The organism is Aeromonas sp. 5HA1 (genome assembly GCF_029237245.1).
In the GTDB taxonomy this organism is placed as follows: domain Bacteria; phylum Pseudomonadota; class Gammaproteobacteria; order Enterobacterales; family Aeromonadaceae; genus Aeromonas; species Aeromonas salmonicida.
Window position 1 is genome coordinate 30340 of record NZ_JAACFW010000018.1, and the last position, 12486, is coordinate 42825.

Consider the following 12486-nt stretch of genomic DNA (forward strand, 5'->3'; position numbering starts at 1 on the left):
CCTGATCTCAATCTGGCTTGAACATGGCGATCATGTAGTCCTTGGCACTCTCGACCTTGCCAAGCTGAATGGCTGCAGCCGGATCCACGCCCTTGGGGCAGACATCGGAGCAATAACCCACGAAAGTACAACCCCAGACGCCTTCGTCCTGGCTGATGATCTTCATCCGCTCTTTGGACGCGCTGTCACGGTTGTCGACGTTGTAGCGATAGGCCAGCGCCAGCGCCGCAGGACCGGTGAACTTCTTGTTGATGCCATACTGCGGGCAGGCGGCGTAGCACAGGCCACAGTTGATGCACATGGAGAACTGGTGATATTTCGCCATGTCGGCCGGGGTCTGGGTGTACTCGCCATCACACAGGCTGCGCGGTTCGCTCGGGATGATGTAGGGCTTGATGCTCTCCAGCTTCTCGATGAAATCGGACATGTCGACCACCAGATCGCGCTCGATCGGGAAGTTGTTGAGCGGCTCGATTTTCATCTTGCCCGGCAGATAATCGCGCAGGAAGGTCTTGCAACCCAGCTTGGGAATACCGTTGACCATCATGCCGCAGGAGCCGCAGATCGCCATCCGGCAGGACCAGCGGAAGCTCAGGGTGGAGTCGAGCTGATCCTTGATGTATTGCAGTGCATCCAGCAGGGACATCTCTTTCAGGTAAGGCACCTGAAAGGTCTGCATCCAGGGCTCGTTGTCCTGCTCCGGGCGATAACGCAGGATTTCAATTTCGATCATCTCAGCCATTCTTCTTAGCCTCGTCTTGTTTCTCACCCTCGGAACCGTACACACGCTTGGCCGGTTGGGATTTAGTGATCTTCACATCGGAGTAATCGATGGTCGGGGCGCCTTCCTGGTTGTAGAAGGAGAGGGTGTGCTTGAGGAAGTTCACGTCATCACGCTCTTCATAACCGTCCAGACGCTGGTGGGAACCGCGGGACTCTTTCCGGTTGAGAGCGGAGTGCGCCATGGCTTCGGCCACGTCCAGCATGTAGCCCAGTTCGATGGCGTACAGCAGATCCGTGTTGAAGACAGAGGACTTGTCGTTGATCTTGACCTTTTTGTAGCGTGCCTTCAGCTCGTTGATCTTGTCGATGGTGCCTTGCATCAGCTCTTCGGTACGGTAGATACCGACACCGGCTTCCATGGACATGCCCAATTCGTTGCGGATATCGGCCGGGTTTTCGGTCCCGTCTATGTCCATCAGCGAGAGGTGCTGCTTGATCAGTTGCTCGGCCTTGGCGGCCAGCGCTTGCGTGTCGCCGTGGGCTTGGGTCTTGGCGAATTCGCCGGCGTGCTCACCCGCCACCTTGCCGAACACCACTATCTCGGACAGGGAGTTGGAGCCCAGGCGGTTGGCGCCGTGCAGACCGACGGAGGCACACTCGCCCAGGGCGTACAGACCCGGCATGCGGGTAGCGCACTGACCGTTGGTCTCGATACCCCCCATGGTGTAGTGGGCAGTCGGACGTACCGGGATCGGCTCCTTGACCGGATCCACACCCACGTAGGCCTTGGCCAGCTCGCAGATGAAGGGCAGACGCTCTTTCAGATACTTCTCGCCGAGGTGGCGCAGGTCTAGGTGAACCACGTCGCCCATCGGGCCCTGGATCACGCGGCCTTTCTGCTGCTCTTGCCAGAATGCCTGGGAGAGACGGTCACGTGGACCCAGCTCCATGTGCTTGTTCTTCGGCTGGCCGACCGGGGTTTCCGGGCCCAGACCATAGTCTTGCAGATAGCGGTAGCCATCCTTGTTGACCAAAATGCCACCTTCACCGCGACAACCTTCGGTCATCAGTATGCCGGTGCCAGGCAGGCCGGTCGGGTGATATTGAACGAACTCCATGTCGCGCAATGGCACCCCATGGCGGTAGGCCAGGGCCATGCCGTCACCGGTGACTATGCCACCGTTGGTGTTGTAGCGGTAAACACGACCGGCGCCACCTGTAGCCAGAATGACAGACTTGGCCTGGATGAAGCGGGAGATGCCGTTCTGGATATCGAAGGTCAGGACGCCCTGCACGCGGCCATCTTCCACGATCAAGTCCATGCAGAAGTGCTCATCGAAGCGCTTGATGGTTGGATACTTGATGGAGGTCTGGAACAGGGTGTGCAGAATGTGGAAACCGGATTTGTCAGCCGCGAACCAGGTGCGGGGGATCTTCATCCCGCCGAAGCGACGTACGTTGGCTTTGCCGTCCGGCTTGCGGCTCCAGGGGCAACCCCAGTGCTCAAGTTGAACCATCTCTTTGGTGGCATTGTTGACGAAGTAGTCGACCACGTCTTGCTCACACAACCAGTCGCCACCGGATACGGTGTCGTTGAAGTGGTTTTCGAGGGAGTCATCATCACGGACAACACCGGCGGCACCGCCCTCTGCGGCCACTGTGTGGCTGCGCATCGGGTAGACCTTGGAGATCAGGGCGATCTCCAGCTCCGGGTGGGCTTCTGCTATGGCGATTGCGGCACGCAGGCCACCACCACCGGCACCGATGATGGCGACATCGGTCTTGATAATATCCACATCTGCCTCCTTAGGGATAGATTTGCTGGGCACGATTTTGCTCTATTAAAAAAATTCAGGCTTGATGCAAGTCAAACTGGTTTGTTTTAGTGCTTGGCAATGGTGAGTTTTATTAAAATCACCCCATTCCTTGGATGAAAACGCCGTAATTATCGCCATCCTTCAGTTATCGGTATCAGCCGCTGTCATTGCTATGGTTATTTTAAGCTCAGGATTATACGTAGTTTTCTTTCAAAAAAATGAGAAACACCTCTCTTTTTAGGTATTACCCATAAAGTTTTTAAGTTTTTTATCAAAAATATTTAATAAGAATTATTCACTGATTCGTGTTGGGTTATTTAAGTTAAAAAAACTAATCCAAATGCGGGGTGGGATTTGTTGTTTCATGACGGGGAACTGTGCCGGATGAGCATTTATTTCCTCATAGTCCGGACGGTTCATATGGTAATAACTATTGAAACAAAAGCATTTTTTCATAAAAAAAGGGGCCTGCATGGCCCCTTTGGTTTGTGCTGATCAGATGCGGAACATGCCGACCTGATTGCTCAGTTCACCTGAAATATTTTTAAGTTGCTCAGAGAGGTTGCGTGAGCTGTCGGCATCGACTGCCAGCTCGTCGGAGACATCCTTGACCGCCTGGATGTTGCGACTGACTTCGTCGGTGACGGCACGCTGCTCCTCGGCGGCACTGGATATCTGGGTCGCCATGTCGGAGATCTGGTTGATGGAGGTGGTGATTTGCTCCAGTGCCTGAGTGGCATCGTTCGCATCTTCCACGCTGTTCTGGGCCAGCAACTGGCCTTCGTGCATGGTGCTGACAGCGCCCTGAGTATTACGCTGCAGCGTCTCAATCATGCTGCGGATCTCGACGGTGGAGCTGTGAGTACGTTGTGACAGCACCCGCACCTCGTCGGCGACTACGGCAAAGCCACGACCCTGCTCACCCGCCCGTGCAGCCTCGATGGCGGCGTTGAGCGCCAGCAGGTTGGTCTGCTCGGCGATCCCCTGGATGGTCGAAAGGATGGTGTTGATCTCCTGGGCGTTCTTCTCCAGTTCCTGAATGATGCCGGAGGCCTGTTTGACCTGAGTGGCGAGATCCGTGATGGAACGCTGGTTGCGGGCGATGACTTGCTTGCCATGCTCACAACTGCTGGAGGAGCTGCGGGCCGCATCGGCGGTCTGTTCGGCGTTGTTGGCCACTTCCACCGCAGTAGCTGACATTTCGTGCACTGCCGTGGCGATCTGGGAGATCTCGTTTTGCTGACGTGCCAGACCCTGACTCGATTTCTCGGCCATGTTGTGGGAGGACTTGGCCTGGTGGTTAAGCTGACCGGAGGAGTTGGAAATATCCTGCACCATCACGTGGATGCGATCGATGAAGGTGTTGACGTGCTTGGCTACAGCACCCACCTCATCTTCTCGCTCAATCTTGATGCGGCGGGTCAGGTCACCGTTGCCACGGGAGAGGTCGGCAATGGCTTCCCCCAGGGTTTTCAGCGGAGCCAGTGAACCGTTGATGGCCACATAGGAGAAACCGGCCACGATGAGAATGGTCAGCAAGCCTTGCAGCAGGGCGGAGGTGACCATGCGGGAGACGGACTGATAGGCAACGGCTTCGTCCACCATCATGCCGTAATACCAGTTGGTATTCGGGATCGCGTTGAAGTCATAGACCTCTTTCTTGCCGCTGATCACCAGCTCATTGATCATGCCATCGTGAGCCACCTGGTTGATGTAAGCCGCTGTCAACTCAGGTGCCAGACTGGTGGCGGGCTTCAGACTCAAGGAGGCATCGGGATGGGCGATGATGGTGCCATTGCTGTCTACCAGAATGGCGTAGGTGCCTTCTGTGGTGACCGCCAGAATGTCAGAAACCAGCGAGCTGATGGAGAGGTCTCCGGCGATGACCCCCTGGGTATTGCCACGCTGGAAGGGTTCGGCAATGGTCACGATCAACTGGCCAGTGGTGACGTCTGCATAGGGTGAGGTGATGGCCAGTTTGCCCGCAGCCATTGCATCCTTGTACCAGGGGCGTTGGCGGGGATCGTAACCGGCCGGCAGATCGGTCGGTTTACTCTGGATCATGCGCCCATCAGTGGTGCCGGCATAAACCAGATCAAAGCCACCCGCGTTCATGGATTGAGCCAGATGGCTGATCGGCTCATCTTCTTTGGCGAAGGCCTCCTTGGTGGAGGTGACCATGTTGATCCTGGCATCGAGCCAGCGGGAGATCCCCTTGACGTTGGCCACCGAGCTTTCGTCAATGATATTCCATACCAGCCGTTGGGTTTCGCTGCGCAGTTGGGAGGTGTTGTACCAGACTTGCAGGCCTGTGATGACCAGGATAATGACCCCGATGGCGAGGACAAGTTTGTTCTTGATGGATAAGTTCATGTGTACATCCTTGTGAGCGTCAGTCTGCGATGTGAGGTGTTATTGTTATGAGCCAACTCTTATCGGCCAAAGTTGAACTTTTTGTATCCCGGTGCGCACTTAAATTTATAGCCTAAATCAGCGCTTAGGGATCTCCTGCCGAAGTAATGAGTCCCCTTGCTTCGGGGGCAGGAAGCGATCCGGCCGGTTGGTAAATATGCCGTCAACCCCCATGGCCGCCAGTGCGGTCAGATCGTCACCATGATCGACCGTATAGACCAGCACTTTCAATCCGCGGTTGTGGGCATCCTGCACCAGTGCCTCATCAACGAAGTCCACATCACAGTTGAGAGACCAGGCGCCGAGCTCGGCAGCAAAGCGCGCCAGGGTGAGTGGTAGGGTAGCGGTCAGCGCCCCAAGCCGGATCTCGGGTCGCAAGGCAGCGAAACGGGCCAGTTCCGGGTGGTGGAAGGAGGAGACGACCCACTTAGCCGGTGTGAAACCCAGTTCGGCTTCGGCGCGCCGGGTCAGCAAGGCCACCTCGCTGGCAGTGTGCGCCCCTTTCAGCTCTATGTGCAGCTCGGCGCGACCGGCAATGGTTGTCATCACCTGCCACAAGGTTGGGATTGACTCCCCTTGTCCGGCATCCAGACTGGCCAGATAGGCGCAAGATTGGGCTGTCAGCACGCCACTTCCGTCAGTACAGCGCTCGAGCCGCCGGTCGTGGAATATCCACAGCTCGCCATCGGCCTGCTGCACGTCTATCTCGATGGCTTGGGCCCCCAGTTCCAGCGCCAGCTGGATGGCCTTGAGGGTATTTTCCGGCGCCAGGCCACTGGCCCCTCGATGGGCGATGATCTGCATCATATAACTCCTTTTATGTCCCGATCAGGCGCGGCTAAGTCGAATATCGATCTGCTGGTGCGGCAGTCCCATACCTTGTTGCTGCAGTTTCTCCAGCACCAGCGAGTGCACCTCGTGGGTGATGGGCATGCGGTGATCCATGCTGTTCACATAGAGGCGCATCTCGTAGATCAGCGCCGAATCGGTGAACTCGATCAGGAATACTTCGGGGGTGGGGGTCTCCAGCACCAGAGTGGAGGCCTTGATCGAATCTTCCAGAATGGTCTGTATCCGTTTGGGATCCTGAGTCAGGCCGATGCGGATGCGCAGTTTGACCCGGGTGATGGAATCAGAGAGCGACCAGTTGATGAACTGCTCCGTGATGAAGGCCTTGTTGGGAACAATGATCTCCTTGCGATCCCAGTCCACTATGGTGGTGGCGCGGGTTTTGATCTTGGTCACTGTGCCGGTCAGCTCGCGGATGGTGACAGTGTCGCCGAGCCGGATCGGCTTCTCGAACAGTATGATGAGGCCGGAGACGAAGTTGGCGAAGATCTCCTGCAGGCCGAAACCCAGGCCGACGGAGAGGGCTGCCACCATCCACTGCGCCTTGGACCAGTCGATACCAAGAATGGAGAAGCCGCTGAGCGCCCCCACTACCAGCACTATGTACTTGGTGACAGTGGTGATGGCAAACCCTGTGCCCGGGGACAGGCTCAGGTGCTGGAGCAGGGTCAGCTCCATCAGGCCCGGCAGGTTGCGGGCAGTGACCACCGTCAGTATGAAGGTGAATGCCGTCAGCATCAGATCCTGCAGTGTGATGGGTGAGAGTTGCTCTATGCCGCCAATCTTGCTGGTGACGTGCCACACTTCGATGCTGCGCAGGAAACTGAACGCCGAGTTTAGCTCGGACCACTGCACCACCAACAGCATGGTGAATCCCAGCATCAGCAGGGTGCGCACCAGCCCCAGCGACTGGGCACTGATGGTGTCCAGATCCAGCTCGGTATCTTCCACCACGTCCGGTATCTCGGAGCTGAGCTCGTCGTTCCCCTCTTCCCGGCCGCGTTGGGCGAGTATCTCGGCCCGTTTGCTTTTGGCCCGATCGAAGGCAAGACGGCGGCGCTGGATCAGCATCCAGCGGTGGGCCAGATAGTAGATGAGCAGGCAGCCGAGTCCCATCAGCAGGCTGAGCTCCAGCTGACGCAGCAGGATGCGGGAGGTGTAGAAGTAGCCGAGCAGGGAGCCGATCACCGCCAGCAGGGGGGCCAGCATCAGGCTGTTCCAGATGAAGTGGTGCAGCAGATGGGGCTTGCTCATGTCGGCCTGACCCCAGGTCAGCGGCAGTCGCTCCCGGTTGAGGCGGGCAAAGAACAGCAGCAACCAGAGGGCGCCAACGATGAACGCCATCCGGCCGAGGGAGTCATAGAAAGCGTGTTCCTGATAGCTGTTGGCCATGCCCTGCACGAAAAAGCTGGGGATGATCACCAGCAGCAGGGTGCGAAACTGGCTCCACACCTTCTGCACCCACTCTTTCTGCCAGCGAAAATGCAGGATCAGTATCCCTTTTTCCAGCGTCAGGTGGCGCGCCATCAAGAGTGCCAGCAGCAGGAACCAGATTTCACTCAGACCCCGGGCGACCGCCACCGCGAAAGGGTATTGCCAGGCACCGTCGAGCAGGCCATGCACCATCAGCACCATGGCGGGCAGAGGCAGGGAAGCGAGCAAAGAGCGCACCAGCAGGCGGCTGGTGAGGCTGAACTTGTCCTGGGTCACCTTGCCGATGCGCGGTGCTATGTGCTGACTGTAATGCGTCAGGTGGCGGGCGAGCTTGAACCAGCACCAGGCCAGCACCAGTATGCCGATACCGGCCAGGGTGAGGGTGATGGGATTGTTCTCGGCGATGGCTTGCGGCAGTTGCAGCCAGTTGGTCGGGTTGAAGGCAAGGCCGAGGGCCGCCGGAATGCCGAGCAGCACGGTCGGGGTGAGCGGACGCACATCCGGCATCCAGAACAGGTGGCTGGCGCTGAGGTCGCGGATCTCGTCGATCTTGCTGTTCTGGCGGCTGTAGAGCAGCTTGAGGCGGGTCTGCTCCTGGATCAGGCTGTCGGACGCGTCATTGAGACGGGTCAGCAGTTGCCGTCTGGCCTTGAGCAGATTGTCGAGCACCGCCTGCTGGGAGCGATCGAGCGCCACCTCGTCGGTGGCCATCAGCCGCTCGCGCATCTGGCGCGGATCCTTGAGGGCATCCTGCTCGGTTTCGTACTGGTATTTGGCCATGCGGGCGTTGACGATGGCGGACTCCAGCTTGTCGAGCGGGAAGTAGGCGGGCAGGTCGGAGAGCTTGCTGCGCAGGTTCTCGCCGTAGGCGTTGCTGATCTGCAGCCACTCCAATTGCTCCCGCACCGAATTGACCAGATCGTTCAGGGCCGACAGGTTCTTGTCGATGGCCCTTTGATCGTCCTGCACCCGCTCTATCTGATCTTCCAGCGCACCCAGCTGGATGGAGAGGGCCTGGTTCTGCTGTTGCTGCTCCAGCAGCAGCGGCATGTCGGAGGTGAGCTGCTTGCGCAGCCGCTCGCTTTCGGCCAGCGCCTGCTCCGTCTTGTCGCGGCGCAGCTGGTTCTGCTGGTTGAGCAGGCTGGCCTGCCACTCGTCTTCATCCGTGATGGCCAGATTGAGCTCCTGCAACTTCAGCTTGCCGAGATCGTTGCGCTGCTGGGCGGAGAGCTGCTCCAGCTCCAGCATCTGGATCCGGTCGGCGAGACTCTGCTCCTTGAGGCGGGTGGCCAGCCGCTGGGCATCCTGCTGGCGATCCGACTCGCTGCTGAAGCTGAGCCGGTCGAGCAGGGTACGGGTCTGCTGCAACTGCTTGCGCAGCTCGTCGACCCTCAGGTGGTACTCCTGGCCCGTGCTCTCCAACTGGTTGAGGCTGTCCATCACCGCCTGACGCTCCTTGCGCAGGTTGAGTTGACGGTTGCTGCTCAGGCCGATGGCCTGGCGCAGGGCTTCTTCTTTCAGGGAGGAGAGGGACGGGCGGGACTGGGGCTGGTAGTTGTGCAGGCTCTCCTTGAGGCGGGCCGACTCCTTGGGGTAATCAATCAGGATCTGCTGATAAGCCTTGCCCTGCTCACGATAGCGCTGGGCTTCCCGGGCAAACTGCAGCGCCTGTTGATAACTCTCCCGCAATTTCTGGTTTTCCGGGGTGTCCGTCTTGGGGACGCTCTGCAGCAACTCCTCTACCTGGGTGATGGCGTCATCGGCCTGGACGAGCAGGGGGAAGAGAGAGAGGGAGAGCAGCAGCAGAGAGAGCAGGCGTTGCAACATGGCGCACGTTTCCGTTCATGAGAGGTCGCCCTAGCCTAAAGCAGGGGCTGGAGCGGGTAAAGTTTTCCATATTAATGATTTGTAACATAAATAACGGGCGATCCTGGCCTTGTTTGGCTATGATTCTGGCCGTTTCTCCCTCCTTTGAGCATCTTATGTCTGCAGTCGATCTGGGCACGGCCCCACTCTCTCGCCTGTTTTTGCGCTACGTCACGCCGACCGTGGCCGCCATGCTGGTCACAGGCATCTATGTCACCATAGACGGCATCTTCGTCGGCCATATCCTGGGTCAGGACGGACTGGCGGGCATGATGCTGGCGTATCCCATCTGCGCCGTGCTCTATGCGGTGGGGGCGCTGATCGGCATGGGCTCCTCGTCGCTCGCCTCCTTCTACCTCGGCAAGGGGGAGCAGGCAACCGCACGTCACATCGTCGGCAATGCGCTGGTGATGGTGCTGATGGCCTCGGCCGTGCTCACCTTTATCGGTATTCGCTATGGTGAGGACATGCTCTCCTGGATGGGAGCCGAGGGGGAGATCTTCAACGCCGGCATGGCCTATCTGCGCTGGTATGCCTTGCTCGGGGTATTTGCCGTGCTCTCCATGGCATTTACCGCCTTGCTGCGCAACGACGGGCGACCGGGTCTCACCACCTGGATCCTGGTCGGCGGTGGCGTGCTCAACGTGCTGCTCGACTATTTGCTGATGGCAGTCATTCCCTGGGCACTGGCGGGGGCGGCCATTGCGACCATGCTATCTCAAGCCGTGACCGGCGGACTCTGTCTGTGGCACTTTTTCACCCCTCGCAGCCAGTTGCGTATTCGTTGGGATACCCTGACGCCGAACTGGCGGCTGATGAGAGAGACACTGCGCCTCGGGATATCGAGCTTTCTGATGTACCTCTACCTGTCGGTGGTGCTGGCGATGCACAACAAGGCGCTGCTGGCGGTGGGCACCTCGCTGCACGTGGCAGCCTATGGCGTCATCAGCTATAGCGAAGCCTTCTTCTATCTCATCTTCGAGGGGATCGCCATGGGCATACAGCCCATCGCCAGCTTCAACGCGGGGGCGGGCAACTGGCAACGGGTATTGCGGGTGCGCAACCTGGCGCTGGGGGTCACCCTGTTGGTGGCGCTGTGCGGCATGATCCCGCTCTATCTGTGGCCTGAGGGGGTCGTCTACCTGTTTGCCGGCGACAATGCAGCCCTCTTGCCGGTGGCGAGCCTCGGCATCTGGCTCTACTTCTGGGGCCTGCCGATGGAGGGCTTGCTGCTGGTGGGGGCAACCTACTTCCAGGCCATCAACCGGGCGCGCATCGCCTCCCTGCTCACCGGCGGCAAGCTGGTGCTGATCGGCGGCTTCCTGTGGGGCTTCTCCTCCCTGTGGGGGGTATCAGGTGTCTGGCTGGCGTTGCCGACTTGCAGCACTGTGCTGGTGCTGGTGATGTGGCGCGCCATGCGCAAAGAAGCGGGATTGCACGTCCCCGCCCATTGAGCTATGTCCCCAAAACAGAAAAGGCAGCCTTGGCTGCCTTTTCTGTTTTATCCGTTCTGTTCATCACGGCTGATGCACTGGATTGGCTGTCTCGAGTCAGGGCTTGAAGGCCCCGATAAAGATGGCGGGATCGACCCTGGCATCGTTGAGGCTGACGTTCCAGTGCATATGGGGGCCGGTGGCACGGCCGGTTGCGCCGACTCGACCGACTATGCCGCCGCGGGGCAGGCTCTGGCCGAGCTTCACATCGATCTTAGACATGTGGCAGAACATGCTGATGAGCCCCTGACCGTGGTCGACGAACACTGTGTTGCCGTTGAAGAAGTAGTTGCCAATCAGGATCACCTTGCCAGCAGCCGGTGCCTTGATGGGGGTGCCGGCACCGACCGCGAAGTCGAGTCCTGAGTGGGGGTTGCGCTCCTCGCCATTGAAGAAGCGGCGCAGACCAAACGGGCTGGAGAGGGGCCCCTTGACCGGTTTGTCGAATAGCAAATTGCTGGGCTGGGTGGGGCTGAAGGTCTGATAGGCCCGGGTCTGCTCGGCCAGTTCGCGGTTGATGCGCACCATGTCTTCGGCCAGCGGATTGACCTGGCGGCTGTTCTTGAGCTTGATGTGCTGCTCGCGATAGTGCTTGGGCGTGACTGTGAAGCTGAGGGGGCGGCCATCATTGACCGTCAGCTGCTGGGTTCCCTGCGGGGTTTTGAGGGGAATGCCGACGATGGCAATCCAGCGTTGGCCATCCTCTCGCACTACCAGCACAGGCTTGTCCTGATAGCGGACTGTGGGGGCCTGCAGCCCATTCCCGAGCGGTACCACGGCCACACCGCCGGGCACAGGGTGGTTGAGCAGACGGCTGATAAATCCCTCGGCGAGGGCGGACTGGCTGGCCAATAGCAACAACAGACAACAAACGACTCTCATGACAGATCCACGCTATGGGTTGGGTCAAACGAACAAGGTTAAGGGCATCAGGAGGCTGGCTGGAAGTGCTGGTAGATGGCTTCCATCTGGACCGAGACCTCCTGGCGCACCAGATCCAGCTCCAGCATCTCTTGCAGCACTTTCAGCTGGCTCGGGTTCAGGAAGGTACGGCTGCTCTCCAGCACGCGTTGGGTATAGGCCTTCTGGTTTTCCAGATAGGTACTGGCATCGCCACTCTCCTGCTGGGACAGTTGCTGGTTGGCATCACTGAGCAGACGCGTCAGGGATTGGCGCTGGGTCGGGGCCAGCAGCTCGCCGCGTTCCGCCAGCCGGCCCTGGATCTCCAGCAGCCGATTGATGTCACCCGAGTAGAGATCCTGCTCCAGCCGGGTGCGGGTATCCTCACCCAGCAGGTTGCTGATATTGCTCCAGATCCGCTGGCTCTCCTGCTCATAGGCATCGGGGTGATCGAAGCCGAGGCGGTAGAGCTCGCGCAACAGCTCCTGTACCTGACCGCGCACATCTTCCACTACGTCCAGCCGGTCGAATACCGTGGTGAGATGGCGGCCCTGCTCTGCATCGTAGAGGCGCTCGATCAGCACAGAGCCGTCGCTGGACTGGCTCCACTGGCTGATGGCGGCCTCCAGCTCCGGATTGGGGGGAATGGCTTCCTGAGCGGTGGCCGGCTCCCCCTGAGCGCTTTTGCCCGGCAGCTTGGCCATCAGGTTCTGGCCCGTGCTCTGGCTGGCGTTCGGGTTTGCAGCCCCATCGCACTGCGCTGTCCGGGGGGCTGCATCGGGCTCGGGTTGGGAATGGCCTGCGGTGGCAGGCTGGGCCTGCCATTGCCAGAGGTTGAGCAGCAGTGAGGCCAGCAGGATCAGTGCCAGATGAAGTTTACGCATCTTGGATTCTCTTGAATAAGTGAATGCCCCTGGTGCGGGGGTCTCTTATGATAACTGTAACGCCTGATACAAGCAGCCATGACATGCGAAGTGCTCGCCTATGGTCAC

8 protein-coding genes are annotated in these 12486 nt (G+C 59.1%); 1 reads left to right on the forward strand and 7 read right to left on the reverse strand.

Annotated elements, in window-relative coordinates; genetic code table 11:
- Positions 1-7: 7 nt before the first annotated feature.
- From GWQ27_RS15960 to mscM, 5 genes are all read right to left on the reverse strand, one after another.
- The gene (locus GWQ27_RS15960) at positions 8-742 is read right to left on the reverse strand and encodes a succinate dehydrogenase/fumarate reductase iron-sulfur subunit (protein ID WP_169045585.1); all 735 of its coding nucleotides are present in this window, start codon (positions 740-742) and stop codon (positions 8-10) included.
- On the reverse strand, positions 735-2519 hold the full coding sequence (gene frdA / locus GWQ27_RS15965) for a fumarate reductase (quinol) flavoprotein subunit (RefSeq protein WP_059111472.1): 1785 nt from the start codon (positions 2517-2519) through the stop codon (positions 735-737). The genes GWQ27_RS15960 and frdA overlap by 8 nt, the downstream gene beginning before the upstream one ends.
- A 516-nt stretch (positions 2520-3035) precedes the next feature.
- The gene (locus GWQ27_RS15970; protein WP_099994083.1) at positions 3036-4913 is read right to left on the reverse strand and encodes a methyl-accepting chemotaxis protein; all 1878 of its coding nucleotides are present in this window, start codon (positions 4911-4913) and stop codon (positions 3036-3038) included.
- Between the two features lie 117 nt (positions 4914-5030).
- A complete protein-coding gene (locus GWQ27_RS15975) occupies positions 5031-5756 on the reverse strand; it encodes a glycerophosphodiester phosphodiesterase (protein ID WP_275907788.1) in 726 nt (241 codons plus the stop codon).
- A gap of 24 nt (positions 5757-5780) precedes the next feature.
- The gene (mscM, locus tag GWQ27_RS15980) at positions 5781-9062 is read right to left on the reverse strand and encodes a miniconductance mechanosensitive channel MscM (protein WP_275907759.1); all 3282 of its coding nucleotides are present in this window, start codon (positions 9060-9062) and stop codon (positions 5781-5783) included.
- Positions 9063-9217: 155 nt separating this feature from the next.
- Between mscM and GWQ27_RS15985 the strand changes: the two genes are divergently transcribed.
- Entirely contained in the window at positions 9218-10555 is a 1338-nt protein-coding gene (locus GWQ27_RS15985) for an MATE family efflux transporter (RefSeq protein WP_275907760.1), read from the forward strand.
- Between the two features lie 96 nt (positions 10556-10651).
- Here the strand turns inward: GWQ27_RS15985 and GWQ27_RS15990 are convergent, their stop codons facing one another.
- Together GWQ27_RS15990 and GWQ27_RS15995 are read right to left on the reverse strand one after the other, a co-directional pair.
- The gene (locus tag GWQ27_RS15990; RefSeq protein WP_275907761.1) at positions 10652-11476 is read right to left on the reverse strand and encodes a peptidoglycan DD-metalloendopeptidase family protein; all 825 of its coding nucleotides are present in this window, start codon (positions 11474-11476) and stop codon (positions 10652-10654) included.
- Positions 11477-11523: 47 nt separating this feature from the next.
- Positions 11524-12378, reverse strand: coding sequence for a hypothetical protein (locus tag GWQ27_RS15995; RefSeq protein ID WP_275907762.1), 855 nt, complete (start codon positions 12376-12378; stop codon positions 11524-11526).
- Positions 12379-12486 lie beyond the last annotated feature (108 nt).